26 protein-coding genes are annotated in these 26593 nt (G+C 34.4%); 22 read left to right on the forward strand and 4 right to left on the reverse strand.

Annotated features, from left to right (window positions below):
• Positions 1-49: 49 nt before the first annotated feature.
• The 4 genes from AC0UBM_RS06375 to amaB all read left to right on the forward strand — a co-directional run bounded on the left by AC0UBM_RS06375 (position 50) and on the right by amaB (position 3460).
• A complete protein-coding gene (locus AC0UBM_RS06375; protein WP_414035756.1) occupies positions 50-727 on the forward strand; it encodes an NAD(P)H-binding protein in 678 nt (225 codons plus the stop codon).
• Positions 708-1178 (forward strand): CYTH domain-containing protein, encoded by a 471-nt coding sequence (locus tag AC0UBM_RS06380; RefSeq protein WP_414035755.1) that lies wholly within the window; start codon positions 708-710, stop codon positions 1176-1178. Before AC0UBM_RS06375 ends, AC0UBM_RS06380 begins: the two co-directional genes overlap by 20 nt.
• Positions 1178-1729 (forward strand): YciI family protein, encoded by a 552-nt coding sequence (locus tag AC0UBM_RS06385; protein WP_434037322.1) that lies wholly within the window; start codon positions 1178-1180, stop codon positions 1727-1729. The genes AC0UBM_RS06380 and AC0UBM_RS06385 overlap by 1 nt, the downstream gene beginning before the upstream one ends.
• Before the next feature lie 174 nt (positions 1730-1903).
• The gene (gene amaB / locus AC0UBM_RS06390) at positions 1904-3460 is read left to right on the forward strand and encodes an L-piperidine-6-carboxylate dehydrogenase (RefSeq protein WP_475688085.1); all 1557 of its coding nucleotides are present in this window, start codon (positions 1904-1906) and stop codon (positions 3458-3460) included.
• A gap of 82 nt (positions 3461-3542) precedes the next feature.
• On the opposite strand, the gene AC0UBM_RS06395 is transcribed toward amaB, so the two are convergent.
• Complete coding sequence (locus AC0UBM_RS06395) at positions 3543-4676, reverse strand: DUF5929 domain-containing protein (RefSeq protein WP_475688086.1); 1134 nt, start codon at positions 4674-4676, stop codon at positions 3543-3545.
• A gap of 1 nt (position 4677) precedes the next feature.
• Positions 4678-5430: an SDR family NAD(P)-dependent oxidoreductase gene (locus tag AC0UBM_RS06400; protein ID WP_475688087.1), complete on the reverse strand. Its 753-nt coding sequence runs from the start codon at positions 5428-5430 to the stop codon at positions 4678-4680.
• A 241-nt stretch (positions 5431-5671) separates the two neighbouring features.
• On the opposite strand from AC0UBM_RS06400, the gene AC0UBM_RS06405 reads away from it, so the two are divergent.
• The 15 genes from AC0UBM_RS06405 to AC0UBM_RS06475 all read left to right on the forward strand — a co-directional run bounded on the left by AC0UBM_RS06405 (position 5672) and on the right by AC0UBM_RS06475 (position 23048).
• Positions 5672-6673 carry an AAA family ATPase gene (locus AC0UBM_RS06405; protein WP_414035750.1) on the forward strand — a complete coding sequence of 334 codons (1002 nt, stop codon included), beginning with the start codon at positions 5672-5674 and terminating at the stop codon, positions 6671-6673.
• A gap of 73 nt (positions 6674-6746) precedes the next feature.
• Positions 6747-7610 (forward strand): DUF58 domain-containing protein, encoded by an 864-nt coding sequence (locus AC0UBM_RS06410; protein ID WP_414035749.1) that lies wholly within the window; start codon positions 6747-6749, stop codon positions 7608-7610.
• A gap of 16 nt (positions 7611-7626) precedes the next feature.
• Positions 7627-9312 (forward strand): hypothetical protein, encoded by a 1686-nt coding sequence (locus AC0UBM_RS06415; protein ID WP_475688088.1) that lies wholly within the window; start codon positions 7627-7629, stop codon positions 9310-9312.
• Positions 9312-10316 (forward strand): vWA domain-containing protein, encoded by a 1005-nt coding sequence (locus tag AC0UBM_RS06420; RefSeq protein ID WP_434037327.1) that lies wholly within the window; start codon positions 9312-9314, stop codon positions 10314-10316. The genes AC0UBM_RS06415 and AC0UBM_RS06420 overlap by 1 nt, the downstream gene beginning before the upstream one ends.
• 3 nt (positions 10317-10319) lie before the next feature.
• A complete protein-coding gene (locus AC0UBM_RS06425) occupies positions 10320-11357 on the forward strand; it encodes a vWA domain-containing protein (protein WP_434037328.1) in 1038 nt (345 codons plus the stop codon).
• Entirely contained in the window at positions 11354-12286 is a 933-nt protein-coding gene (locus AC0UBM_RS06430; RefSeq protein WP_414035745.1) for a tetratricopeptide repeat protein, read from the forward strand. The genes AC0UBM_RS06425 and AC0UBM_RS06430 overlap by 4 nt, the downstream gene beginning before the upstream one ends.
• Before the next feature lie 24 nt (positions 12287-12310).
• On the forward strand, positions 12311-14083 hold the full coding sequence (locus AC0UBM_RS06435) for a BatD family protein (RefSeq protein ID WP_475688089.1): 1773 nt from the start codon (positions 12311-12313) through the stop codon (positions 14081-14083).
• A 1-nt stretch (position 14084) separates the two neighbouring features.
• Positions 14085-14834, forward strand: a complete 750-nt coding sequence (locus AC0UBM_RS06440; RefSeq protein WP_414035743.1) for a tetratricopeptide repeat protein — start codon at positions 14085-14087, stop codon at positions 14832-14834.
• A gap of 44 nt (positions 14835-14878) precedes the next feature.
• Complete coding sequence (locus tag AC0UBM_RS06445; RefSeq protein WP_475688090.1) at positions 14879-15178, forward strand: hypothetical protein; 300 nt, start codon at positions 14879-14881, stop codon at positions 15176-15178.
• A gap of 71 nt (positions 15179-15249) precedes the next feature.
• The gene (locus tag AC0UBM_RS06450) at positions 15250-16842 is read left to right on the forward strand and encodes a SulP family inorganic anion transporter (RefSeq protein ID WP_414035741.1); all 1593 of its coding nucleotides are present in this window, start codon (positions 15250-15252) and stop codon (positions 16840-16842) included.
• 184 nt (positions 16843-17026) lie between these two features.
• Positions 17027-17653 carry a carbonic anhydrase gene (locus AC0UBM_RS06455; RefSeq protein ID WP_414035740.1) on the forward strand — a complete coding sequence of 209 codons (627 nt, stop codon included), beginning with the start codon at positions 17027-17029 and terminating at the stop codon, positions 17651-17653.
• 272 nt (positions 17654-17925) lie between these two features.
• Positions 17926-18825, forward strand: coding sequence for a DUF6607 family protein (locus tag AC0UBM_RS06460; RefSeq protein ID WP_475688091.1), 900 nt, complete (start codon positions 17926-17928; stop codon positions 18823-18825).
• A 2-nt stretch (positions 18826-18827) separates the two neighbouring features.
• A complete protein-coding gene (locus tag AC0UBM_RS06465; protein ID WP_475688092.1) occupies positions 18828-20330 on the forward strand; it encodes an ankyrin repeat domain-containing protein in 1503 nt (500 codons plus the stop codon).
• Positions 20331-20335: 5 nt separating this feature from the next.
• Positions 20336-20830, forward strand: coding sequence for a DUF2271 domain-containing protein (locus AC0UBM_RS06470; protein WP_414035737.1), 495 nt, complete (start codon positions 20336-20338; stop codon positions 20828-20830).
• Positions 20831-20843: 13 nt separating this feature from the next.
• Positions 20844-23048 (forward strand): PepSY domain-containing protein, encoded by a 2205-nt coding sequence (locus tag AC0UBM_RS06475; RefSeq protein WP_475688093.1) that lies wholly within the window; start codon positions 20844-20846, stop codon positions 23046-23048.
• Here AC0UBM_RS06475 and AC0UBM_RS06480 read toward each other — a convergent pair.
• Entirely contained in the window at positions 23045-23563 is a 519-nt protein-coding gene (locus tag AC0UBM_RS06480) for a CvpA family protein (RefSeq protein WP_475688094.1), read from the reverse strand. The two genes, AC0UBM_RS06475 and AC0UBM_RS06480, sit on opposite strands and share 4 nt — an antisense overlap.
• A 127-nt stretch (positions 23564-23690) precedes the next feature.
• On the opposite strand from AC0UBM_RS06480, the gene AC0UBM_RS06485 reads away from it, so the two are divergent.
• From AC0UBM_RS06485 to AC0UBM_RS06495, 3 genes are read left to right on the forward strand one after another with little or no spacing between them, the layout of a single operon-like run.
• Complete coding sequence (locus tag AC0UBM_RS06485; RefSeq protein WP_414035734.1) at positions 23691-24047, forward strand: hypothetical protein; 357 nt, start codon at positions 23691-23693, stop codon at positions 24045-24047.
• A gap of 37 nt (positions 24048-24084) precedes the next feature.
• Positions 24085-25104 (forward strand): phenylalanine--tRNA ligase subunit alpha, encoded by a 1020-nt coding sequence (gene pheS, locus AC0UBM_RS06490; protein ID WP_414035733.1) that lies wholly within the window; start codon positions 24085-24087, stop codon positions 25102-25104.
• Between the two features lie 4 nt (positions 25105-25108).
• Positions 25109-25504, forward strand: coding sequence for a hypothetical protein (locus AC0UBM_RS06495; RefSeq protein WP_434037338.1), 396 nt, complete (start codon positions 25109-25111; stop codon positions 25502-25504).
• Between the two features lie 9 nt (positions 25505-25513).
• Here AC0UBM_RS06495 and AC0UBM_RS06500 read toward each other — a convergent pair whose 3' ends face one another.
• Positions 25514-26515, reverse strand: a complete 1002-nt coding sequence (locus AC0UBM_RS06500; RefSeq protein WP_414035731.1) for an NAD(P)H-dependent glycerol-3-phosphate dehydrogenase — start codon at positions 26513-26515, stop codon at positions 25514-25516.
• Positions 26516-26593 lie beyond the last annotated feature (78 nt).

Below are 26593 nucleotides of genomic sequence, written 5' to 3' on the forward strand. Positions count from 1 at the left end.
TATACTATAACACAAATTTAAATAACTTTATAACAGTAAAATTAAACTTATGGGGAAAACAGCTATTGTATTAGGAGCAACGGGTTTAACTGGTAGTCATTTAGTGAAATCACTGCTAAATAATAGTTATTACAGTCGTATTGTACTTTTTAGTAGATCGACTTGTGGCATACAGCATGCTAAAATTACAGAATATCTTATCGATTTGTTCGATTTAGATAGTTATAAAACATTATTTAGAGGCGATGTTGTGTTTTGTTGTATTGGAACCACAAAATCTAAAACTCCAGATAAAGCAATATATCATAAGGTAGATTATGGAATTCCTGTAGCTGCAGCGACATTGTGTGTTCAAAATAATATAAATCGGTTTATATGTATTTCTGCCTTGGGTGCAGATGCAACAAGTAACGTTTTTTATAACCGAACTAAAGGGGAAATGCAGGCTGTTGTATTATCTTTAAACATTGAAAATACGTATATACTTCAACCTTCGCTAATTACAGGTGGCAGAGCAGAATTTAGATTGGGAGAATATATAGGTAAAATAATTATGGGAATAACTGCTCCGTTATTTGTGGGTAAGCTTAAAAGATATAAGCCTATACAGTCTGAAACAATAGCAACGGCAATGCTGTGGTTAGCAGAAAATACTTATGAGTTGCAGTGTATTCCTTCCGAAAAAATAAAAGAGATAGCAATTAAATATGATAGAAATAGAGCGTAAATTTTTAGTAGAATCTGATGTTTTTAAATCTGAAGCTTTTAAGCAAACTAAAATAATTCAAGGGTTTTTAAATACAGATAAAGCGCGTACTGTTCGTGTCCGTTTAAAAGGAAACGAAGGGTTTTTAACGGTAAAAGGACAGTCTACTAAAGATGGTTTAGAACGTTTCGAATGGGAGAAATCTATCGATAAATCCGATGCCGAAGCGCTTTTAAAATTATGTGAAGATGGTGTAATTGATAAAATTCGTTATGAAGTTAGAATGAATCAGCATGTTTTTGAAGTCGATGAATTTTTTGGTGATAATGCCGGATTGGTCGTAGCTGAAATAGAATTGAGTCATCCTACAGAGATTATCTCTAAACCACTTTGGCTAGGTAAAGAAGTTACTGGAGAGGTTAAATATTATAATTCACAACTTAGCAAACAACCGTATAAAACTTGGAAATAATGAAATATCTTATTGTAATATTAAGCGTTATCGTTATGGTAAGCTGTAAAGACCAGACAAAACAAGAACCACTAAATACAAGCATTAATCCTGTTGATACGATAGAAACCTCTTCTAAAATAGATAGTTTAAAGATGTTGGAGCAGGTAGTTCCTGCACCTAAAAGTTATGCTGAAATTAAAGCGACATTGGCGGCTAAAGGTTTCGAGACTTACGATTTTGTCGATGAAGAAACTAAAGATACTATTTTAATGCAAAAGTATTTTATGGCCTTCTTAAAATCTGGAGCGATAAGAATTCAGAACGAAGAAGAGGCTCAAGAGCTTCAGGAAGCACATATGGCGTATTTTAGCAGATTGTATAAATTAGGATATACAGATATTTCTGGTATGTTCGGAGATCAGGGTAATGTAAGAGGTGTTACCATTTACAATGTGCCAACGCTTAAAATGGCAGATAGTTTAGCAAATGCAGATCCCATGGTTAAAGCTGGTCGTTTAGAAATTGAAGTGCGTCCGTGGTGGGCCGCAAAAGGATTCGAGCTACGTTAAATTATTTTTAATAGCCCTTTCTTTAGATAGAAATAAATGAGACCTATCTATATTCAATGTGATTTAGATATGCGTATTGTTCTCGTGACTATTTGTAATTCCAAACCGATTTAAAGCCGTTTAAAATTGTTATATTAGTGATAATAAGTAGTTTAAATTGTAAAATCGAAAAATATGGAATCAGTTTCAGATACATTCGGAATTAAAGAGGTCTTAACAACACTAGGGATAAAAGCTGTAAATAAAGGAACGTCTACCGGTTCAAGTCCTTTTTCTAGTAGTACAGAACGCATTGAAAGTTACTCTCCTGTCGATGGCGAGCTTATTGGTTCGGTATACATTACAACCAAAGAAGATTACGAGAAAGTAGTCGAAACAGCTCAGGTCGCTTTTAAGACTTGGCGAAATACGCCTGCACCATTACGTGGTGAAATTGTACGTCAGTTTGGAGATAAATTACGGGAGAAAAAAGAAGCTCTGGGACTGCTTGTGTCTTACGAAATGGGGAAGAGTTATCAGGAAGGCTTGGGTGAGGTTCAGGAAATGATAGACATTTGCGATTTTGCTGTCGGCCTCTCTAGGCAACTTTATGGTTTAACCATGCACTCCGAACGTCCAGGACACCGTATGTACGAGCAATATCATCCTTTAGGTATTGTTGGAGTTATTTCTGCATTTAATTTTCCAGTTGCCGTTTGGGCGTGGAATGTAGCTTTGGCATGGGTGTGTGGGGATGTTTGTATTTGGAAGCCAAGCGAGAAAACACCGTTAACCGGTATCGCTTGCCAAAATATTGCAACAGAAGTTTTTCATGCAAATAATTTGCCAGACGGTATCTCTAACTTGGTTAATGGAGATCAGCAAGTAGGTAGTTTGCTAACAAAAGACACGCGAGTGCCTTTAATTTCGGCAACCGGTTCAACCAGAATGGGAAAAATTGTGGCTCAAGATGTGGCAGCACGTTTAGGTAAATCACTTTTAGAATTGGGTGGTAATAATGCGATTATCGTAACACCAGATGCCGATGTAAAAATGACAATTATTGGAGCAGTCTTTGGTGCAGTTGGTACGTGCGGACAAAGGTGTACCTCGACACGCCGATTAATTATTCACGATAGTATGTACAACAAGGTTAAAGAGGCTTTGGTTAAAGCATACAGTCAATTAAAAATTGGAAATCCGTTAGACGAAACGAATCACGTAGGACCACTTATCGATCTAGATGCAGTAAAAATGTACAAAAATGCCTTAGTCGAAATCGAAAAGCAAGGTGGTAAAATGCTTGTAGAAGGTGGTGTACTAGAGGGAGAAAGTTATAATAGTGGCTGTTATGTTAAGCCTGCTATCGCAGAAGTAAAACCAGAATACGGTATTGTACAACACGAAACGTTTGCGCCTATATTATATCTGTTGAAATATTCGGGCGATGTAGAAAATGCTGTACATATACAGAATAACGTGGCTCAAGGTTTGTCTTCAGCAATAATGACAAATAATTTAAGAGAGGCCGAGTTATTCTTGTCTGTAAACGGTTCGGATTGTGGAATTGCTAATGTAAATATCGGAACTTCGGGAGCAGAAATTGGAGGCGCTTTTGGAGGTGAAAAAGAAACTGGTGGCGGTCGAGAATCAGGTTCTGATGCTTGGAAAGTGTATATGCGCCGACAAACAAACACTATAAATTATACCACAAACTTACCTTTGGCCCAGGGCATAAAATTCGAATTGTAGCATGCAAACGTATACCCTGTAATAACTAAGTTTATGTGGTAAATATGTTATTTTGTTTAGAGCGTAAAGGTGAGTATGAATGTTAGTTATATTTTACTTTTCTTAATATCCGCATGGTTTCCTTGTACAAAAGGTAAACTTCAGAACTGTAAGATTTAAGGTAAGGTTTTGCTTCTTCCAGTTTAAGAAGAGCTTCGGGGAAATTATTTAAATAACTTAATAAGTAGGTTGCAGGAAGGTTTTTAATATCGTCTTGTTCTACTGAATTAAGAGCTAATCCTTTCTTTAATTTATTAAGTATGCTATTATTGGTATTGTAAATATGATGCAAGACTTTGGGATTATATTGTGGTGGATCGAACAATAATTTTGTGTCTATATGGTAGCTTGCATTATCTTTAAAACGGATTACTGTTTCTTCTAACGGATAGTAATTGTAGGAATTTTGAAGTCCCAAATGCACATATTCAATAATACTAAAAGAGTCTTCTGTAATGGTAATAGAGACTTCGTCTAAAGTCGAAAAAAACAACCTAACTTGTTCGTTTATAAGTTCGATGTCAACTCTAGAATAATACGTATTATTTTTTACAGTTTTACGTTGCCCGGCCCAACACACCACAAAATACTCTTTAAAGACAAGGTATTCTGGATGATAGTCTTTTCTGGAATTCATAAAGTCGAAAACCCCATTTAAGGTATATTCTATATTGTTTTGAGCATGATTTTCTATCGCTTCAACAATTTTAGAATTCACGTCTTTTAGTTCTATATCGAAAGCCTTCGGCATACTTATACTGCCATCTCTAAAAAAGACGGCACCACCATAATATTTCCAAATATTCTTTCGAAGCGATGTAATACCGTTATTGGGACGAATGGTTACGAGTCCAACAACTTTATGATTGGGTAAGTGCGGAAATGGAATATTCTCGTATTGTACAATAGGCGGATTTGTAAGATAAGCGTTTATTAAATTCTGAATTTTACTGTCGTCGAAAAAATCGACACCAATAATTTCATTATCATCATCTTCAACCCCAATAACAATAAAAGAATTGTTCTTGGGGTTGCTGTTAGATAAGGCACAAACATGTTTTAAAAACTTTGCTTTCCCTTCTTTTTCACTAATATTAATTTTGCGCTTTTTATCGTAAAAACTATTTATATCATTATGTGCTAATAGGTTTTTAATAAGAAGGCGCTTGTTAATCATTTTAATCCTTTTTTACAATGGTTGAATTGGCTTGAGCAGTAGGGAAAACCAGTAAATCTGCGATGTTAACATGGTAAGGTCTGCTAATTACAAAGTATATAATTTCTGCAATATCTTGTGGTTGTAAAGCTTGAAAACCTTTGTAAACCGAGTTGGCGATGGGGTCGCCTTTAAAGCGGACTTTAGAAAATTCGGTTTCTACCAAACCAGGGTTTACGGCACCTACTTTTATACCATACGGGTTTAAGTCTATGCGCATGCCTTCTGTAATGGCTAAAACGGCGTGTTTACTTGCGCAATATACATTCCCTTTAGGGTATACTTCTTTTCCAGCAGACGATCCTATATTTATAATATGTCCCGTCTTACGTGCTGTCATTTTCGGTATAATCGCATTGCTAACATAAAGCAGGCCTTTTACGTTTATATCCATCATCGCGTCCCAGTCTTCTGTGTCTCCAGTTTCAATAGGATCTAAACCATGAGCATTTCCCGCATTGTTTATTAAGATGTCAATGTCTGCAAACTCTTCAGGTAAAGAATTAATGGCTTCAATGGTTGCCTTCTTATCTCTAACATCAAAATTCAAAGTGTGCACATCGGTGTCTTTTTCTAATGCCTTTTTTATAATGTCTAAACGGTCTTGTCTCCTGCCACACAATATTAATTTTATATGATGTTTGGCAAATTCATGGGCAGTAGATCTTCCAATACCGCTTGTTGCCCCAGTAATTAATGCTATTTTAGTCTTCATTTTTGGTGTTATAATTCAACTATAAAAATACTTAAACGACTTTAATAAAAATAAGGTTAGAGTTGTTTTTTGTGTAAATAGCAATATTTAAAATCAAGAAGATTAGTTTTTGTCATCTAAAATCTTAATTATTGTATAATGTTTAATTTTTAACCAATTATTAACAGCGAAACACGGAAAATTTTAACAATTTGCGTGTCATTAAATTACTGACTAAAATTTAGTTTTTAAAACAAAAAATATGGATAGTACCAGTACGGTTGATATTAAATCTATCAATGAAAAGATAGAAAGAGAAAGTGCTTTTGTAGATTTACTTACGTTAGAAATGAATAAGGTAATCGTTGGACAAAAACACATGGTAGAACGTTTGCTTATCGGGTTATTAGGTCAAGGACATATTCTTTTAGAAGGGGTTCCTGGACTAGCGAAAACACTTGCTATTAATACCTTGTCTAAAGCTATCGATGGTAGTTTTAGTCGTATACAATTTACTCCAGATTTACTGCCTGCCGATGTTGTTGGTACTTTAATTTATAACATTAAAGAAAACGATTTTTCGATAAAAAAAGGACCAATTTTCGCAAACTTTGTACTAGCCGATGAGATTAACAGAGCACCTGCAAAAGTACAATCTGCTTTATTAGAAGCGATGCAAGAAAAGCAAGTGACTATTGGAGATGAAACTTTTATTTTAGATAAGCCATTTTTAGTAATGGCAACACAAAACCCGGTAGAGCAAGAAGGAACGTATCCGTTACCAGAAGCGCAAGTCGATCGTTTTATGTTGAAAACCGTTATCGATTATCCTAAATTAGATGAGGAACAACTTATTGTTCGTGCCAATCTAAGAGGGACTTACGAAAAAGTAAATCCTGTAGTTTCTGTAGCGCAAATTTTAAGAGCTCAAGAAGCTGTTCGTGAAGTGTATATGGACGAAAAAATTGAGAAATATATTCTTGATATTATTTTTGCAACACGTTACCCAGAAAAATACAGATTAGCAGATTTAAAACCTTTAATTTCTTTTGGAGCGTCGCCTCGTGGAAGTATTAATCTAGCAACAGCTGCTAAATGTTATGCTTTTATTAAACGTCGTGGTTATGTTATTCCTGAAGATGTACGTGCCGTTGTGTACGATGTGTTACGCCATAGAATAGGAATTACTTACGAAGCAGAAGCAGAAGATGTGTCTTCGGAAGATATTATTACTAAGATTGTAAACGAAATAGAAGTGCCATAGTATTTTAATTTAAGAATGAAGAATTACGGTTTTTGATTTTATAGATCGAAAATCCACAATCGTAAATTAAAGAATGGATACTAAAGAATTACTTAAAAAAGTACGAAAAATTGAGATTAAGACACGTCGCTTGTCTAATCATATTTTTGGTGGGGAATATCATTCTACCTTCAAAGGTCGTGGTATGACTTTTAGTGAAGTGCGTCAATATCAAATTGGAGACGATGTTAGAAATATAGACTGGAATGTTACTGCGCGTTACAACGAGCCTTATATAAAAGTGTTTGAAGAAGAGCGTGAATTAACAATGATGCTTATGGTAGACGTTTCGGGTTCCGAAATGTTTGGTACAGAGCAGTTGTTTAAAAATGAAGTGATTACCGAAATCGCTGCCACATTGGCCTTTTCTGCAACGCAAAATAACGATAAAATTGGTTTAGTCCTGTTTTCAGATACTATCGAGCTTTACATTCCGCCTAAAAAAAGTCGTTCTCATGTATTGCGTATTATTCGTGAACTTATCGAATTTAAGCCAAAAAGTAAACAAACAAATGTTGCCGAAGCCTTTAAGTTTTTGTCTAGTGTAACAAAAAAACGAGCCATTGTTTTTGTGCTGTCCGATTTCATTTCAGAGGATTATAAGCAAACCCTTAAAATCGCGGCGAAACGTCACGATGTCACTGGAATTCGAGTGTACGATAAAAGTGAAGAAAGCATTCCTAATTTAGGAATGGTACAAATGCAAGACGAGGAAACTGGCGAGCTTATGTTGGTTAATACATCGTCTAAAACAGTGAGAGCGAATTACAGTAAATATTATCAAGATAAAGTAAACTATTATAAAGACAGTTTCGCAAAATCTGGAGCTGGATCTATAGATTGTCGTGTAGACGAAAGTTATGTAAAAAAATTACTTGGCTATTTTAAACGCAGATGATAATCTTTAATAACTTATGAAAATCATTAAATTCCCATTATTGCATCATTTTAAGAATAGCCTTTGTTTACTTCTTGTATTCAGTCTATTCTCGAGCTATTCGTATGCTCAAAATATAACTTCAGGTATAGATTCTACTTCTGTAAAAGTAGGGGCTCAAATAACGTATAAAATTGAGGTTGAAACCGATTCTACAGACTTAGTTTTATTTATGGAAGGGCAGTCATTTACGCCTTTAGAAATGATTTATTCCTATCCTGTAGATACCGTTAAAATAGATGATAAATTTAATTTAATCAAGAAGTATGGTTTAACCCAATTCGATTCCGGACATTATACCATTCCGAGTCAGAAGGTGATTATAGGCGATAAAACATTTCAAACCGATTCTCTACAGGTTGAAATCAGGGATATTGTTGTCGACTCGACAAAACAAGGTCTTTACGATGTTAAGCCTTTTATAGAGGTTGAAAAAATGAATAATAATTGGTGGCGATTGCCGCTATACATTTTAGTTGGTTTAATTATTTTAGGATTTATTTTGTATTGGTTCTTATGGCGAAAAAAACCGCTTACCGAAGAAGAGGAAATTGCACTTTTACCACCTTACGAACGTGCAAAATTAGCCCTTCAAAAATTAGACGATAGTCAGTTTTTAGAGCAATCAGAAATTAAAGAATATTATTCTGAGTTAACTTTAGTGCTTCGTAAGTATTTAGATGAAAAAGTTTACGAGAAAGCATTAGAAAGTACAACAGACCAATTAATAAGTCGCTTACAATTACTAAAAGAAGGGAATCAAATTGATTTTAGTAAGGAGACTATTAAAAATATTGAAAGCATTTTAAAACGTGCCGATTTAGTAAAGTTTGCAAAATCTGCCCCAGATATAGAGTTGGCGGCTTTTGATAAGCAAACCATCGAAGCAGAAATCGATCATGTAAAGGAAGTGCTTCCTGAACCGGACGAAGAAGAGAAATTATTAAATCAGCAATATAAGGAGGAACAAGCTCGTAAAAAGACACGCAAGAAAATTATAATTTCTGTTGTCGCAGGGATCGGATTAATTGCTTTAATTTTCACAGGATTCGCGGTTAAGTATGGTTTTAATTATACTAAAGATACGCTACTACGCCACGATACTAAAGAGTTGCTAGAAGGGCAATGGGTAAGAAGTGCTTATGGTATGCCTCCTGTTAATATTTCTACACCAGAAGTATTAAAACGATTAGAAAGCCCGGTGCCGGACGAGTTAAAAGATAAGATTCAAGTTACAAAGTTTGGTTACGGAACACTTTTAGATGTGTTTAGTGTAAATGTTACCACCCTAAAAACAGCAGCAGAAAATCCTGGACCACAACAGGGCGGACAACAAACACAGCAAAAAACGGGCACTATAGATATAAAAGAAGCTTCGGAAAAAGCATTAAAACAATTCGAGTTAAATAAGGTTACAGATATTACTGTTAAACAAGATAAGTTTACAACACCTAACGGTGCAGAAGGTTTAAAAACTTTTGGAAACGGGCATATTCCTGTTGGTAATTCAGATAATTACGTGCCAGGGCACTATGTTATGCTTCACTTTGCATCGGAGAATGTGTTACAAGAAATTATAATTACATGGAAAAACGACGACGTTTATGCTCAGGAAATGGCAGATCGTATTGTAAATTCCGTAGAACTAAATAAAGCAGAATAATGTTTGAGGGTATAGAGTTTTTAAACAAAGAATTATTCTGGTTGTTATTATTACTACCACTGGCTATACTGTGGTATGTATTTAAGCAGAATAAGCAAAATGCCGAACTAAAAATGTCGAGCATTAAAGGGTTTAAAGTAACCAATTCTTGGTTGCCTAAGTTAAGGCATCTTCTTTTTGCATTGCGATTACTAGCCTTAGGGTTGCTCATTACAGCTTTGGCTAGACCGAGAACTGTAGATGTGTCGTCGCGTACAAAAACAACAAAAGGTATCGATATTGTTATGGCCATAGATGTTTCGGCGAGTATGTTGGCGAAAGATTTAAAACCAAACAGATTGGAGGCTTTAAAAGACGTCGCCGCAGATTTTATTAAAGAACGTCCTAACGATAGAATAGGTCTGGTAGAGTATGCCGGAGAAAGTTTTACAAGAACACCTATAACTAGCGATAAAGGCATTGTTATTAGATCTTTAAACGATATTAAATATAATAATATTATTGAAGGAGGAACCGCAATTGGAATGGGGTTAGCCACGTCTGTAAATAGATTAAAAGACAGTAAAGCCAAAAGTAAAGTGATAATTTTACTTACCGATGGGGTTAATAATTCAGGGTTTATAGATCCTAAAATAGCTAGTGAAATGGCGGTAGAGTTTGGTATCAAAACGTATACCATCGGATTGGGATCTAACGGGATGGCATTATCGCCAATTGGCATTTTGCCAAACGGAAGTTTTCAATATGGTCGTGTTCAGGTCGAGATAGACGAGGCGCTTTTAGAAGAAATTGCCACGGTTACTGGTGGTAAATATTTTAGAGCTACCGATAATCAGAAACTAGAAGAGATTTACAAAGAGATTAATAAATTAGAAAAAACAGATGTAGAAGAATTCAAGTTTTATAATTACGAAGAAAAATACCGTCCGTTATTATTGTTGGCTGGTATGTTATTATTGCTTGAAATTTTATTACGATCTACCTTATTTAAAAGTTTTATATAATAGATGTTTCAATTAGAAGAAAAAATATGGTTTTGGGCATTGTGCGTCATTCCGGTGATTATTGTCATCTATTTGATGCTTCAATTATGGAAACGCCACACTCAGAAAAAGTTTGCCGATAAGGCACTGCTAAAACGTTTAAGTCCGAATCGTTCGGTGTTTAAATCGGTTTTAAAACTCGTAATAATATGTCTTGTTTTTGCGTCTTTAGTTATGGCTTTGGTAAATCCTAAGGTGGGGACTAAGTTAGAAACTGTAAAGCGAGAAGGGGTAGATATTGTTTTTGCTGTAGACGTCTCTAAGAGTATGTTGGCCGAAGATATTGCGCCTAATAGAATAGAAAAAGCCAAGCAATTGGTAACCCAAATAATAAATAATTTAGCGAGCGATCGTGTAGGAATTATCGCCTATGCAGGAAAAGCATTTCCGCAATTACCTATTACTACAGATTATGCTTCGGCAAAAATGTTCCTTCAGAATATGAATACAGATATGATGTCTTCTCAAGGTACAGCCATTAACGAAGCGATAAATCTGGCTAAAACGTATTACGACGATGCCGAGCAAACTAATCGTGTATTAATTATTATTTCGGATGGTGAAGACCATAGTGAAGTTGCTGCTAAAGTAGCCGAAGAAGCTGCCGAAGAGGGGATTAGAATCTTTACTATTGGTGTGGGAGATGTAAAAGGTGGACCAATTCCTATTAAACGAAATGGCGTTGTTATGAATTATAAAAAGGATAGCAACGGCGAGACGGTAATTACGCGTTTAAATGAGGAAACACTTAAAAATATTGCAAGTGAAGCCAATGGGGTTTATATAAATGGTAGACAAACAAGTGTTGTTGTAGATGAGATCCGAGATATCTTAAACGGCATGGACAAAACCGAGTTTGAAGCGAAACAAATCGCCGATTTTAAATCTCAATTTCAGTGGTTTATTGCGCTTGCAATTTTATTGTTGTTTTTAGATATTTTCTTACTAAACCGTAAGACAGGCTGGTTAAAGAAATTGAACTTATTTAACGAAAACTTATGATAGAAAAAGTTGAAAAAGTGTTAATATTCGGTAATTCAGGAAAAGTTATTATGAAACCTATTGTATTAATTTTTATCGCATTTTTTACATTGTCGTCTGTAGCGCAAGATGATAATGAAGCGCTTATTGAAGCTAAAAGATTAGCAAATAATTTTGTTTTTGAAGGCAATGAAAAAATTCAAGAAGAGGATTATATCGCGGCTGAAATGGAATATAGAAAAGCCATTTCTGAAGAGGAATCTAATGTTTCAGGAATATATAATCTGGGAACAACTTATTTTAAAAAGGGAAATCTAGAAGAGTCTTTATTTCGTTTACAGCAAGCGGCAAGTAAAGCTACCGATCGGGGTGAAAAACATAAAGCATACCATAATATCGGAAATATATTAATGCAGAATAAGCAGTGTAAGGAAGCTGTCGAGGCTTATAAAAATGCCTTGAGAAACGATCCTTCAGACGAAGAGACACGTTACAATTTTGGTTTAGCTAAAGAGTGTGCAAAAGAGCAGGAAGAGCAAAACGAAAATAACGAAGACGATCAGGAAGATAATAAAGATCAGAATCAGGACGATCAAGATCAGAACGAAGACCAAAATAAGGATCAGGACGATCAAAAAGATCAAGATAAACAGGACGAAGGTGACGATAAGGATCAGGATAAGAAAGACGAGGGAGATCAGGATAAAGATGAAGGCGACCAAGAAGAAAATGAAGATGGAAAGCCTAAAGATGATAAGCAAGATGAAGGGCAAGGGGATCAAGACAAAAAAGAGCAACCCCAACAGCCAAAGCCTCAGCCAGGGCAAATGTCGCCACAACAAATTAAAAACTTGTTAGAAGCGATGAATAATCAAGAACAAAAAGTTCAGGAAAAGATGAATGCTGAAAAGCAAAAAGGAGAACGTATTCAAACCGATAAGGATTGGTAATTTGTTTTGAGAATATATTTAAAAATGAAAAGTATTAAACAAATAGTTGCAATTTTAGTTTTACTTATCTCCAGCGTAACCTTTGCACAGGTTAAGTTTGAGGCCAAAGTAAGTAAAACAAAATTGGGTATAAATGAACGTTTACGCGTCGATTTTGAAATGAATAAGGATGGCGATAATTTTAATCCGCCAAGCTTTTCCAATTTCAATGTTGTGGGTGGTCCAAATCAATCGGTGAGTAAATCGTGGGTTAATGGAGTGTCTCAGTTTTCTAAAACGTATTCTTATTTTTTAGCCCCAAAAAGTCAGGGAACATTTACATTAAGTCAAGCTACTATCGAAATTGGTGGCGAAGTGTATAAAACCTCACCAGTAAAAATTACGGTAACTTCAGCAGTTAGTAAACCGCGAGATGGTAATAATGCCGATTATGTAGCTTCAGAAAATATTCATTTGGTTGCAGAGGTTTCAAAGGCAAATCCATATTTAAATGAAGCCATTACTGTGGTATACAAATTATATGTATCTCCTAATACCGGAGTTAGTAATTGGCGAGAAATAGATAATCCGAAGTATAGCGATTTCTGGAGTCAGAATATAGATATTAAAGGTTTGCAAGTTAAGAACGGAACCTACAAGGGCGAAGATTACCGTTATGTAGAGTTGCGTAAAACAGTATTATATCCGCAAAAAACAGGAAAACTTAAAATTGAACCTTTAAGTTTAGACATTACAGTAGATGTGCCTACAAACAGACGAGATATTTTTGGAGGCCGTTTAATGACGCAAGTTCATAAAACAGTTTCTGCAGGAGAGCGTACAATAAACGTAAAACAACTTCCTGAAGCAGGCAGACCAGACGATTTTACAGGTGCAGTAGGGGATTACGATTTTAAAGTAACAACCTCTAAAACCGAATTAAAAGCATCGGAATCTTTAAATTTAAATGTTGAGGTTTCAGGAAATGGAAACTTAAAATTATTTGAATTACCAAAGGTTAACTTGCCGAGTTCTTTAGAGGTTTACGAACCAGAACATAGTGAAAATGTAAGAACTAATTTAGGCGGTATGCAGGGGCGTGTTTCCGATAGTTATACGGTAGTGCCTCAGTTTAAAGGAAAGTATCCAATACCTAGTATTTCCTTTTCTTATTTCGATCTTAAGACAGAATCGTACAAGCGTATTTCATCAGAAGAAATTGTGGTAGATGTAACTCAAGGACCAAATAATACAGTTGCCGAAACACATCCATCTGCTATAAATGATGGTAAACGACCTGTGGTTCTAAATAAAGATCACTTTGCGTTTATTAAAACAAAAACGGATTTAGAACCTGCTGAAAAATCGTACTTCTTTAAATCCAAATTATTCTGGACGTCATTATTAGTTCCCTTTTTAATGATACCGTTAGCCTTGGTTTTTAGAAGACAAAAAGCGGTTAGAGATGCCGATGTTACTGGAAATAGAATACGAAAAGCAGATAAGCTGGCGAAGAAATATCTTGGCGCGGCTAAAAAAGCACTAGGTCAAAAAGAAGCCTTTTATGTAGCTTTAGAAAAAGCTCTTCATAATTACCTAAAAGCTAAATTAAATATTGAAACGGGAGATTTAAGTAAAGATAAAATACAGGCCTTATTACAGGATAAAGGTGTAGAACAATCTGTTATTTTACAGTTTACCTCTATATTAGAAAGTTGTGAGTTGGCTCGTTATACGCCATCTACTAAAGTTACCATGCAACAGGATTATGATAAGGCCGCAAGTGCCATTTCATTAATTGATAAACAAATACGTTAAGATGAAATCAATTTTATACCTAATAATGGTTTTGTTAAGCAGTTTAACCTTTGCTCAAGATAATGCACTCTTCGAGCAAGGTAATACGCTTTATAACGAAGGGAAATATGCCGAGGCGATAGATAAATATCAAGCTATTTTAGATAGCGGGTATCACTCTAGTGAATTGTTTTTTAATATTGGAAATGCGCACTATAAACTAAATCATGTAGGGCCAAGTATATATTACTTCGAAAAGGCACTGCAGTTAGCACCAAACGATAAGGATATTAAGAATAATATTGCTTACGCTAGAAATATGACTATAGATGCCATAGATGTCGTTCCGGAGGTTGGTATTGCAAAACTGTTTAATAGTATTACCAATGTTTTAAGCTTCGACGGTTGGGCCATTACAACAGTAGTGTTGTTTATTCTTTTTGTAATTTTATTTATAAGCTATTCGTTTTCAGAATATACAAACAGTAAACGTGCTGCTTTTTCCAGCGGAATAGTCGTTTTATGCCTAGGTTTTTTAACTTTGTTTTTTGCATTTCATGAATTTAATTTAATGAAGAAGGATAATCCTGCAATTATTTTTGTTCAGGAAAGTCAAGTGAATAACGAACCTAATTTAAGTAGTCAGGAAGCCTTTAAATTACACGAAGGTACCAAGGTACAAGTGTTAGATACTGTTAATAATTGGAAAAAAATAAAATTGTCCGACGGAAAAACTGGTTGGATATCTAGTGCGGATATTAAAGTCTTATAACTATATTAGCCGATATTTAGAATTTGTATTCATTAATAAAGTATATGCCTAAAACCTTTATCTCTATATTATTTACTATGATTTTTGCGATGCTAGTTTCGGCACCAACCATCATATCTGTATTGGATAAAGATGTAGATGTATCGATGTTTTACAATATAGCCGAAGAAGAGAATAGTAAGGAAACGGTAAAACTTTATGAATTAGAATTAAAATCACATCCAGCTTTAAACGATTTAATTGGTTACTCAGACCATGATAATACATGTAGTTTTTATCTTAATATAAATTCTCAATTCGAATTAGATAATTTTTCCCCACCCCCAGAAGTACACATGATATAATACGTTTTAACAGTCTGACCTTTAGTTGTTAGACTGCATATTTATTTTAAATATTAAAGCAAATTTTTATTATGTTTAAAACATTAAAAAATGATTTTCCGGCAAGTGTTGTCGTGTTTTTCGTGGCTTTACCTTTATGTTTAGGTATTGCTTTGGCGAGTGGAGCACCGTTGTTCTCTGGAGTAATTGCAGGGATAATAGGAGGTATAGTAGTAGGATTTTTAAGTGGCTCTAAAATTGGAGTGAGCGGACCAGCAGCAGGATTGGCTGCAATTGTTTTAACTGCCATTGGTACATTAGGAGGTTATCAAAACTTTTTAGTAGCAGTCGTTTTAGCAGGTATTATTCAAATTATTTTTGGAGTTTTAAAGGCCGGTGTCATTGCATATTATTTCCCTTCTTCCGTTATTAAGGGCATGCTTACGGGTATAGGTATTATAATTATATTAAAACAAATTCCAAACTTCTTTGGTTACGACGAGCAATCGTCTTGGGATTTCGAATTCTTCGAGATCGATGGAGGAAATACCTTCTCAGAACTTTTCAATATTATTAATAATGTACATCCTGGAGCTGCTTTAATAGGAGTTATTAGTTTAGCGATTTTATTGTTATGGGATAATGTATTAGCTAAAAAGAGTAAAATCTTTACGGTTATTCAAGGGCCTTTTGTCGCTGTAGTTTTAGGGATTGTGTATTATAATGTAACCAAAGGTCACGATATATTATCTATAGGCCAAAGCCATATGGTTAATGTACCTGTACCAGAAGATGCAACTTCTTTTTTCAATCAGTTTAGTTTTCCAAATTTTAGTGCAATTACAGATCATGGGGTGTGGATTGTTGCTTTTACAATAGCGTTAGTCGCCAGTTTAGAGACATTGTTATGTGTCGAGGCATCAGATAAGATAGATCCAGATAAAAATGTAACACCAACCAATAGAGAGTTATTGGCCCAAGGTATTGGTAACATCGCTTCTGGTTTAATTGGTGGTTTGCCAATCACTCAAGTAATTGTTAGAAGTTCTGCAAATGTGCAGTCTGGTGGTAAAAGTAAATTATCAACCATTTTACACGGATTTTTGTTATTAATTTCTGTTATTTTAATTCCGACGTTGTTAAATATGATTCCTTTGGCTGTTTTAGCGGCAATTCTTTTAATTGTAGGTTATAAATTAGCGAAGCCTGTTTTATTTAAACAAATGATTGCTTTAGGTTGGAAACAATCAGTACCATTTTTTGTGACTATAATAGGTATTGTTTTTACCGATTTATTAGTGGGTATAGGAATGGGACTTGGTGTAGGGATTGTAATTATCTTGTTAAAGAGCTATCAAAACTCTCACTTCCTTAATATGGAAGATAAAAGTAATGGAAAGCCTAAGGTGAAAATGACTTTAGCAGAAGAAGTAACCTTCTTTAATAAAGGTGCTATTTTAAAAGAACTAGATCGTTTACCTGATAATTCGAGTTTAGAGCTAAACCTATTAAAAACGCGTTACTTGGATTACGATATTATTGAAATTCTTGAGGATTTTACACATAAAGCAAAGGAAAAAAATATAGATATTACTTTAATTTCTAAGCGTGGTGTGGTAGAAAATCCAGAGAGTTATATTGCATTCTTTAAAGAACGTCCTAAGTCTAATATAAGTTTAAGCTAAACATTAGACGGGACTTAAAGCACATAAATGTGCAAAATATTATACTTTTAGGAGTATTTAATTACAGTATTCCAGCGTTTAAAAAGTATAAAAAACAAACTATATTAGGGTTGTTAAATCAACCATAAAAAAAGGGATATAAAATCTCTTGATTAAATTTAATAGAATTATAAAAACATAAGTTATGGTATTAAAAAATGTATTTAAGAATAACGAAAAGTGGATTAAAGATAAATTAGCTGGTAACGAAAATTATTTCGAAGATTTACGTCACGGGCAAACTCCAGAATTTTTATATATCGGGTGTTCAGACAGTCGTGTAGATGCAGAAGGATTAATGGGATTAGAACTAGGACAAGTTTTTGTACACAGAAACATTGCGAATATGGTGCCTAATACCGATTTAAATGTGATGTCTGTTGTAGACTACGCTGTAGATCATTTAAAAGTAAATCACGTTGTGGTTTGTGGTCATTATGGTTGTGGTGGTGTTAAAGCCGCGATGCAATCTGCAGATTTAGGTTTATTAAATCCATGGTTAAGAAACATTAGAGATGTATATCGTATTCATGCAGACGAGTTAAATGCGATTGAAGATGAAGACAAAAGGTATAATAAGTTAATCGAACTAAACGTTCAAGAGCAGTGTGTTAACCTTATTAAAACATCTGCAGTACAGAAAGCGATACGTAATAGAGAGATGCAAGTTCACGGATGGGTTTTCGATATCCATACAGGAAAATTAATTGACCTGAAAATTGATTTCGATGCTATCTTACAAAACATCAGACAGATTTATCATTTAGATTAATTTCTTTCTGTTTATTATATAGTAAAGCCACTCAGTAATTTGAGTGGCTTTTGATTTTAGTAAAACTGCAATTTTAAATTCTGCGAATGTTAAGGCGACTAGGGTATGCATTTGGCAATGCTAGCTTAAAATGGTGAATAACATTGATGCTTAAAAAAAGTAAAATATAATTTTTATTTAGACTCATTCTTTTTTAGATTTGTGTTTTTTAAAATTATTATTTTAATTGAGTCTTAATAAGACTGTTTGAAAAGGTTTACCTAATTACTATTATGAAAAAAATTTTACTTTTATTACTATTAGTTTGTAACGTTGCCATTGCTCAGAACCAAAAGAAGCAAGATCAAGAAGCGATTAAGGACATGTGCGGCTGTTACGAGGTTACCTTTAATTTTGCTGAAACTTTCAATTATGTAAATGATTCTACATATATGCCTTCAGAAGTTAAACACGATAAAGGTTTAGAATGGGTAGGATTGGTTGAAGATTCTAAAGATAAAATTGCATTACAACACTTATTAATTGTTGGCGATCCTGCGCATCCACATATTGTGAAACATTGGAGACAGGACTGGGAATACGAAAACACCGACTTATACACTTATAATGGCGATAACGATTGGACGTATGTAAATCTGCCTAAAAGTGAGGTGAAAGGACAGTGGTCTCAGAAAGTATTTCAAGTAGATGATAGTCCGCGTTACGAAGGCTCTTCATCTTGGGTACATGTCGATGGAAAAAGCTATTGGGAGAATACTACTACAGCGCCCTTACCAAGACGTGAGTATACAAAACGTAGTGATTACAATATTACACTAAGACGAAACCGTCAAGAAATTACAAAAACAGGTTGGATTCACGATCAAGATAACGATAAAGTACTTCGCGAAGCGGGAAAAGCAGATGTGGTAATTGCCCAAGAAAAAGGATACAATACCTATACTAAAGTAGACGATAGTAAATGTATTGCAGCCCAAGACTATTGGAAAAAGACCAGTGATAAATGGGCTTTAGTGCGTTCTAAATGGGATGAGGTTTTTGCACGAGATAAAAATTTATCTTTAGAAGAAAAAGTAGACAATAAACAATTATATAAGTATTTGTTTTCTGAGGAAGACTATCAAAATGAGGAAGATATTAACGCTATTATAGAATCTTTCGTAAAAAAATAAGTATGAAAAAATCAGTATTAAGAAATGGAATTTTAGGTGCGTTTTTAGCACTAGGGACACTTGTTCAAGCCCAAGAATCGAATGTGTTCTTAGATCGTGACTTTTGGGGAACGAATCCAACAGTCGAGGTTATCGAACAGAAAATTAAAGAAGGAAACGATCCTGCTCAACTTAACGGAAGAAGCTTCGATGCTGTGGCGACTGCTATTTTGCAAGGGGCATCTAATACTAATGTTTACCATCTACTAAAAAAAGAAGGGAACGATGTTAATAAGTTAACTCACGATGGCCGTACTTATATTTTCTGGGCAGCAAATAAAGGAAATGTAGAGCTTATGGAGTACCTTATTAAGCATGGTGCTAAAACCGATATTTTAGATAATCACGGGTATTCGCTATTAAACTTTGCCGCAGCAACAGGGCAAAAAGATACTAAGGTGTACGATTTATGTTTAGCTAACGGTGCTAAATTAACCGATTTAGATCATCATGGTGCTAATGCTTTATTATTGGTGTCTCAACGTGCTAAAGATTTTAGTACAATCAATTATTTTATATCAAAAGGTTTAGATCTTCATAGTAAAGATGCCGATGGTAATGGGATTTTTAATTACGTTGCTAAATCTGGAAACACAAAAATGTTAGATCAGCTTATTGCAAAGGGTGTCGATTATAAAACTTTAAATAATGAAGGTGGAAATGCTATGATTTTTGCTAGTATTGGTGGTCGAGGCTCATCTAACGACTTAAGTGTCTTTAAATATTTAGAAGATAAAGGAATTAAAGCCAATGTTACTACTAAGAATGGTTTAACACCTTTACATGGTTTAGCAGGAAAGAGTAAAGACGAAGCTGTTATAAAATACTTCTTAGCCAAAGGAGTGGATGTAAATCAGGCCGATCAAAATGGAAATACCCCATTTTTAAATGCATCTTCTAACAATGATTTATCAATTATTACGTTGCTTGAGCCAAAGTTAAAAGATATTAACCATACCAATAAAAAAGGAGAGTCTGCTTTAGCTTTAGCTGTTAAAAACAATACTACCGATGTGGTGTCTTATCTGCTTAAAAGGAAAGCCGATATTAATGTAGTAGATGCTAGTGGGAGTAATTTAACAACCTATTTAATGGAGTCTTATTCTCCAAGAAGTGAAGCCGATTTTAAATCTAAATTGGCGCTATTATCAGCAAACGGATTAGATATTTCTAAACCTCAAGCAAATGGGAATACATTATATCACTTAGCTTTAGATCAGAATCACTTCGAATTACTTAAACTTGCAAAGCAGTACAAAGCCGATATTAATGCTGTAAATGCCGAAGGAATTTCACCATTATTAAAATCTGCAATGTCATCTCAAGACGATGTTGTTTTAAAGTATTTGTTAGAAAACGGAGCCGATAAAAGCATGACTACAGAGTTTGAAGAAACGGCTTACGATTTAGCTAGTGAGAACGAACTTTTAAAAGCAAACAACGTAAATATTAACTTTTTAAAATAATAAGCATGCATAAATTTTCGATATTAAAAACAGTTTTTGCCTTGGCATTTGTGGTTTTTAGTTTTTATTCTTTTAAACCTCTAGAAGCTTCAACTAAATACAAATGCATGTTGCAAATGACGAATTATACGGGAGAAGGTGCTTACGTAGTAATCTCGTTAATTAATCCTGAAGGCGAATACGAAAAAACCTTGTACATGCAAGGAGACGACGATGAGTGGTACAACGATTTAACCGCTTGGTTTGATTTTTACGGAAAAAAACGTAATAATATTGATGCTATTACGGGAGCTACTGTAGCAGGCGGACAACGCAGTATTAATGTTATTGAAATAGAAGATTCTAAAATCGATGCAGGGTATAGTATTCGTTTTGAATCGGCTGTAGAAGATCAAGAATATTACAAGCAAGATGTTGAATTTGAATTAACATCTGCGAGTGTAAAAAGTAAAGTCGAAGGTAAAGGGTTTATACGTTACATACGTATGATTCCTAACTAAATAATAATAAAGTATGACAATTTCAATATGGAGATATAGCCACCTTGCGCTGGCTGTATCTTCTTTTGTGTTTATAGTGTTGGCCTCGTTAACGGGTATTGTTTTAGCATTCGAACCTATTTCTAATCAGGTGCAACCGTATCGGGTTCACGATTTTAATGAGGTGTCGTTAGCCGAAACAATACAGCATTTAAAAGACAATTATATTGAAATTTTGAACGTCGATGTCGATGTTAATGAATTTGTTTCTGCATCCGTAATCACTGAAGAAGGAGATGCCGAAACATTTTATATCAATCCACGAACAGGTGAAAAAATTGGTGATATAATTGAAAAATCGCCCTTGTTTCAATGGACAACAAACTTTCACAGATCGTTATTCTTAAAAACTACTGGACGTATTTTTATCGGAATTACGTCGTTTTTACTCTTCTTAATTGCTGTTTCTGGAACTGTCTTAATTGTAAAAAGACAGCGCAGTTTTAAGCGCTTTTTCAGCAAAATTGTAAACGAGAATTTTGCGCAATATTATCATGTGGTATTGGGCCGATTATCTTTAATTCCTATCATTATTCTTACACTTACCGGTGTTTATTTGTCTTTATATCGTTTCGATTTATTGCCAAAAGAAAATCTTACCCACAACGTGGATTATGATGAAATTTCTGAAACTCCGAAACGTGAGTTAAAAGATCAATCTATTTTTAGTGATACCAAATTATCTCAAGTCAGAAGTGTAGAATTTCCGTTCTCTGAAGATGTAGAAGATTATTACACGCTTCAATTACAAGATCGTGAAGTTATAGTGAATCAATATACAGGCGATGTTTTAAGTGAATCTAAATACCCGTTTATTGCTATTGCATCTCGATTAAGTATTAATTTACATACTGGTCAAGGCAGTATCTTATGGGCTTTAATTTTAGCCATTGCGTGTCTTAATATTTTGTTTTTTGTGTACTCTGGTTTTGCAATGACCTTAAAACGTCGCAAGGCCAAGCTGAAGAATAAATTTAAAAAAGACGATGCCAAGGTTATCATTTTAATTGGGTCGGAAAATGGGAGTACAGTGCAATATGCGAACATGTTGCATAAACAATTATTAAAATTAGGTGAATCTAGTTTTATTGCCGAATTAAATGCGTTTTCAACTTATAAATCCTGCGAACATCTGGTGATAATGACGGCGACTTATGGACAAGGGGAAGCTCCAGAAAATGCAAATAAGTTTGAAACTGCATTTGAAAAAGTGCAATCGGATCATGCCTATAGTTTTTCAGTTGTTGGATTTGGTTCATTAGCGTATCCGGATTTCTGTAAATATGCTTTCGATGTCGATACTTTATTACAAACAGACTCTAATTCTGTTCAGCTTTTAAAACCATTTACAATCCATAACAAATCATTCGAAGCCTACACGCAATGGATTAATTTATGGTCTAAAAAAGTGGGCTTACAAATTCAATTGGCTGGCGAAGATCTTCTAGAAAGTAAAAAAAGAAAACGAACCTTTACGGTGGTTCATAATACAAATGCAAGCGATAATCCAGACGATACGTTTACTATAGCTTTTAAACCTAAATTGGGATTAACACGTTTTAAGTCAGGCGACTTATTGGCTATTCAACCAGAGCCAAATAGTGTTGAGCGACTGTATTCTGTAGGAAAGGTTAACGATACTGTTTTTCTAAGCGTAAAACGTCAGGAGTTAGGGTTGTGTTCTAATTATTTAAACAAACTACATACTAACGAGGCTATTAAAGCGCGGTTAATTAAAAACAAGGAATTCCGATTGTCTACACGTACAAAGCAGGTGTTAATGATTGCAAACGGTACCGGTATAGCGCCATTCTTGGGTATGATAAATCAGAATACTACAGGGCAAAATATGCAATTGTATTGGGGAGGACGCCAAGAATCCTCTTTCGAAATATATAAATCTATTATAGATGAAGGTCTAAAAGCAAACAAGCTTCAAAAACTCGAAATTGCTTATTCTAGACAACACAATAACAAACTGTATGTGCAACATCTTCTAGAGCGCGATGCAGAACAGGTGGCGCAAGTTTTAAAACAAAAAGGCGTGATATTAATTTGCGGATCTATAGCCATGCAAAAAGACGTTCTAATTGTATTAGAAGCCATTTGCGAACGTTATTTAGAGCATCCTTTAAGTGTGTATAAAAATAAAGGGCAACTTAAGCTAGACTGCTATTAATCGTTAGAAAAAATATCTTTCTTTTTCTCATCTACTTTATCTTTAATTGCTGGATATAGTTTTGTAGATATGGCTATTACTGGTTCGTAAAGTATAGAGGCTTCAATATCTTTTTTATCCATAAACGGAATAGTATCGTTTAAATTTCCGAAGATATTTAACGCGATACTTGCAATAAGACCAATTTTAAGCATGCCAAAAATGGCTCCTAAAATTTTATTTACAATGCCAAGAAAAGCAAAATCGGCAAGCTTTGTTAATGCTTTTCCTGCTAGACCAATAGCTAAAACAATAACAATAAATGTTACTGCAAAGGCTACAATAGTCACATAGTTTTCGTCCCAATCTACTTTGTGCTCAAAGAGAGAAGCGGTAAAGGCACTAAAGTGAATGGCTCCAAAAATTCCTATGATAAGGGCAAGCAAAGATGCTATTTCTACAAATAAGCCGTTCATAAATCCTTTAACTAAACCAAATAGGAGAATAACAGCAAGGATAATGTCTAATAAAGTCATAATGAATTGGTTGTTTTATCAAATATAATATTTAAAATGAATTTGTCATATTTTATGCGATGTTTAGGATATTTGAGGTCCTATTTTTTAACTTTGCACCACGCATTTTAAGCGTAATAAAAATTATATGTCTAGAGACGAAGAATTAAAAACACGATGGAAAGACGTCGTTACTAAATTATCTAATCAGTTTGCAGACGGAGATACTTTAGATCTTGATTCAATTATTTATTTAATTGGTTTACAGGAATTAGGACAGTTAGACCGTACGTTTAAAAAGGATCAGAAATTAGATTTGATGCATATCGCAATCTGTAAACTCTTAATGCCTTATGGATACTACGAATTTGATTATGTAGACGAAGATGGTTGGCCACATTACACTGTTAAAGAACAACTACCTGCTTTAAAAGCGGGAGAACAAAGTGTTTTAATGAAAGAAGCGATAGTAAACTATTTCGTTGAAACCGAATATATAAAGTAAGAATTATTAAATTTGCATTCATTTTTGAAGGAATATCATGATTGATAAAATAAAAGAACTTATTGCTGAAGCAGAAGCGTTTAAAGCACAGTCTAAAGACGAAGTTGAAGCATTCCGTATTAAATACTTAGGTAAAAAAGGATTGTTAAACGATTATTTTGCTGAATTTAAAAACGTGGCTAACGACCAAAAGAAAGAATTTGGTCAAGCTATTAATCAGCTTAAAAATACGGCTCAAGAGCGCGTAGATGCTTTGAAGGCGGAGTTGGAAGGCGATGAGGAAGCGAAAGGTGTTTATGGCGATTTGTCTAGACCTGGTGAACCGATTTCTATTGGTGCGCGTCACCCAATTTCAATTGTAAAAAATCAAATTATTGATATTTTTTCAACCATAGGATTTAACGTTAGTGAAGGTCCAGAAATTGAAGACGATTGGCATAATTTTACGGCATTAAACCTACCAGAATATCATCCGGCGAGAGATATGCAGGATACGTTTTTTATTCAAACCGATCCAGATGTCTTATTAAGAACGCATACAAGTTCTGTACAAGTACGTTATATGGAAGATAATGCGCCTCCAATTCGTACAATTTCTCCGGGTCGTGTATATAGAAACGAAGCCATTTCGGCACGTTCTCACTGTTTCTTTCATCAAGTTGAAGGTTTATATATAGATAAAGATGTAAGCTTTGCAGATTTAAAGCAAACGCTTCAGTATTTCACGACAGAAATGTTCGGGAAATCTAAAATCCGTTTACGTCCGTCTTACTTCCCGTTTACAGAGCCAAGTGCAGAAATTGATGTGTATTGGGGATTAGAAACAGAATCTGATTATAAAATTACCAAAGGTACTGGTTGGTTAGAAATTGGTGGTTGTGGTATGGTAGACCCTAATGTTTTAGAAAACTGTAAAATAGATTCTAAAGTGTATTCTGGCTTTGCTTTTGGAGTAGGAATAGATAGAATTGCGATGTTATTACATCAAATAAACGACATTCGTTTGTTAAGTGAAAATGATGTGCGTTTCTTAGAGCAATTTAAGTCTACAATATAATTGTATGAAAAAAGATATAGAAATTCCAAAGGTTGAAGGTGTTTATGTGGCCGCTGTAAGAGTGTTTAATAAAGACCTGAATGTAGACGAATGGAATGCGTATATAGTAAATGATAAGGAAGTGGATTTAGAGATGGTTTTAATCGTCTCTAAAGGCCTTTCTAAGCATAAGAAAACAGCAGTAATGAGGCATAAAGTTGAAAAGCTTCCTGCTAAAAGTTATGCCAAAATTGAATATCTTCAAGACGATATTTTGGCCTTAGTAAACACGTACGAAGTTTCCTTTTTTGAAGGCAACAAAATGTTTGATAAATCGTTTGTATTCAAAGAAAACACCATAAATGAAAACGCTTGTCAGCGTGTTCCAGTTATGAATGTTCAAGGTGTTTATGTGAAATAGGATTACAGATTAATCCAATTTATCTGTCAGTTTTTCAAAGGTCTTTTTAGGATCTTTCCCTTCGTATAAAATTTCGTAAACCGCATTAATTATTGGAAGTTTAGTCTTTCTGTCGTTTTTGTCGTTAAGTAATTGTGCGCTTTTAGTAGCGTAATACCCTTCGGCAACCATACTCATTTCCATCTGTGCAGATTTTACGGTATAGCCCTTTCCAATCATATTTCCGAACATTCTATTTCTAGAAAACGTAGAGTATCCTGTAACCAATAAATCGCCTAAATACGCCGAATTATTTATGTTACGTTTCATTTTGTGCATCTTCTTAATAAAGCGTTTCATCTCTCGAATCGCATTACTCATAAGTACACTTTGGAAGTTGTCTCCGTAGCCTAAACCATGTGCAATTCCTGCTGCGATGGCATAAATATTCTTAAGCATAACGGCATATTCGGTTCCGATAACATCGTCGCTAATTTTAGTTTTTATATAATTACTTGAGAAGTTTTTAGCAATGGCTTTCGCCTTTTTAGAGTCGGCACAAGAAATGGTTAAATATGACAAACGTTCTAGAGCAACCTCCTCGGCATGGCAAGGTCCGGCAATAACAGCAATGTTGTTGTAAGATACGTTATAAACATTATGGAAATGTTCGCCTACCAATAATCCCGATTCTGGAATAATACCTTTAACGGCAGAAACTACAGTTTTGTGAGAGATATCTATCGTTATTTTTTCTAATTCACTTTGCATAAAAGCAGAGGGAATTGCAAAAATTAAAATGTCGGCATAATTTGCAATTTCATTTATATCGTTACTTAAAATAAGTTCGTCTGTTTTAAACTCTACCGAACTTAGATAGTTAGGATTATGCTGTTCCTTTAATAAGTGCTCTTTAGTGTAAGCACTACGCATATACCAACCTACTTCATTAAGGTTTTCACATAGCATTTTCACAATTGCAGTAGCCCAACTACCAGCACCAAATACAGCATATTTTAATTCATTACTCATAAAGGCATTCTCTTTTTTCAATTCAAAAGTACGCAAAAAACTAGATTTTGGTGGTTAATGAAATATTAATAAACCAGA

Source organism: Formosa sp. F44 (assembly GCF_056238645.1).

Coding starts and splice junctions, on each gene's coding strand:
- amaB (WP_475688085.1), top strand. CDS start 1,904: ATGGAATCAGTTTCAGATACATTCGGAATTAAAGAGGTCTTAACAACA.
- AC0UBM_RS06470 (WP_414035737.1), top strand. CDS start 20,336: ATGCATAAATTTTCGATATTAAAAACAGTTTTTGCCTTGGCATTTGTG.
- AC0UBM_RS06445 (WP_475688090.1), top strand. CDS start 14,879: ATGCCTAAAACCTTTATCTCTATATTATTTACTATGATTTTTGCGATG.
- AC0UBM_RS06375 (WP_414035756.1), top strand. CDS start 50: ATGGGGAAAACAGCTATTGTATTAGGAGCAACGGGTTTAACTGGTAGT.
- AC0UBM_RS06380 (WP_414035755.1), top strand. CDS start 708: ATGATAGAAATAGAGCGTAAATTTTTAGTAGAATCTGATGTTTTTAAA.
- AC0UBM_RS06440 (WP_414035743.1), top strand. CDS start 14,085: ATGAAATCAATTTTATACCTAATAATGGTTTTGTTAAGCAGTTTAACC.
- AC0UBM_RS06410 (WP_414035749.1), top strand. CDS start 6,747: ATGGATACTAAAGAATTACTTAAAAAAGTACGAAAAATTGAGATTAAG.
- AC0UBM_RS06395 (WP_475688086.1), bottom strand. CDS start 4,676: ATGATTAACAAGCGCCTTCTTATTAAAAACCTATTAGCACATAATGAT.
- AC0UBM_RS06435 (WP_475688089.1), top strand. CDS start 12,311: ATGAAAAGTATTAAACAAATAGTTGCAATTTTAGTTTTACTTATCTCC.
- AC0UBM_RS06455 (WP_414035740.1), top strand. CDS start 17,027: ATGGTATTAAAAAATGTATTTAAGAATAACGAAAAGTGGATTAAAGAT.
- AC0UBM_RS06465 (WP_475688092.1), top strand. CDS start 18,828: ATGAAAAAATCAGTATTAAGAAATGGAATTTTAGGTGCGTTTTTAGCA.
- AC0UBM_RS06415 (WP_475688088.1), top strand. CDS start 7,627: ATGAAAATCATTAAATTCCCATTATTGCATCATTTTAAGAATAGCCTT.
- AC0UBM_RS06430 (WP_414035745.1), top strand. CDS start 11,354: ATGATAGAAAAAGTTGAAAAAGTGTTAATATTCGGTAATTCAGGAAAA.
- AC0UBM_RS06420 (WP_434037327.1), top strand. CDS start 9,312: ATGTTTGAGGGTATAGAGTTTTTAAACAAAGAATTATTCTGGTTGTTA.
- AC0UBM_RS06480 (WP_475688094.1), bottom strand. CDS start 23,563: ATGACTTTATTAGACATTATCCTTGCTGTTATTCTCCTATTTGGTTTA.
- AC0UBM_RS06450 (WP_414035741.1), top strand. CDS start 15,250: ATGTTTAAAACATTAAAAAATGATTTTCCGGCAAGTGTTGTCGTGTTT.
- AC0UBM_RS06400 (WP_475688087.1), bottom strand. CDS start 5,430: ATGAAGACTAAAATAGCATTAATTACTGGGGCAACAAGCGGTATTGGA.
- AC0UBM_RS06485 (WP_414035734.1), top strand. CDS start 23,691: ATGTCTAGAGACGAAGAATTAAAAACACGATGGAAAGACGTCGTTACT.
- AC0UBM_RS06385 (WP_434037322.1), top strand. CDS start 1,178: ATGAAATATCTTATTGTAATATTAAGCGTTATCGTTATGGTAAGCTGT.
- AC0UBM_RS06405 (WP_414035750.1), top strand. CDS start 5,672: ATGGATAGTACCAGTACGGTTGATATTAAATCTATCAATGAAAAGATA.
- AC0UBM_RS06475 (WP_475688093.1), top strand. CDS start 20,844: ATGACAATTTCAATATGGAGATATAGCCACCTTGCGCTGGCTGTATCT.
- AC0UBM_RS06425 (WP_434037328.1), top strand. CDS start 10,320: ATGTTTCAATTAGAAGAAAAAATATGGTTTTGGGCATTGTGCGTCATT.
- AC0UBM_RS06500 (WP_414035731.1), bottom strand. CDS start 26,515: ATGAGTAATGAATTAAAATATGCTGTATTTGGTGCTGGTAGTTGGGCT.
- AC0UBM_RS06495 (WP_434037338.1), top strand. CDS start 25,109: ATGAAAAAAGATATAGAAATTCCAAAGGTTGAAGGTGTTTATGTGGCC.
- pheS (WP_414035733.1), top strand. CDS start 24,085: ATGATTGATAAAATAAAAGAACTTATTGCTGAAGCAGAAGCGTTTAAA.
- AC0UBM_RS06460 (WP_475688091.1), top strand. CDS start 17,926: ATGAAAAAAATTTTACTTTTATTACTATTAGTTTGTAACGTTGCCATT.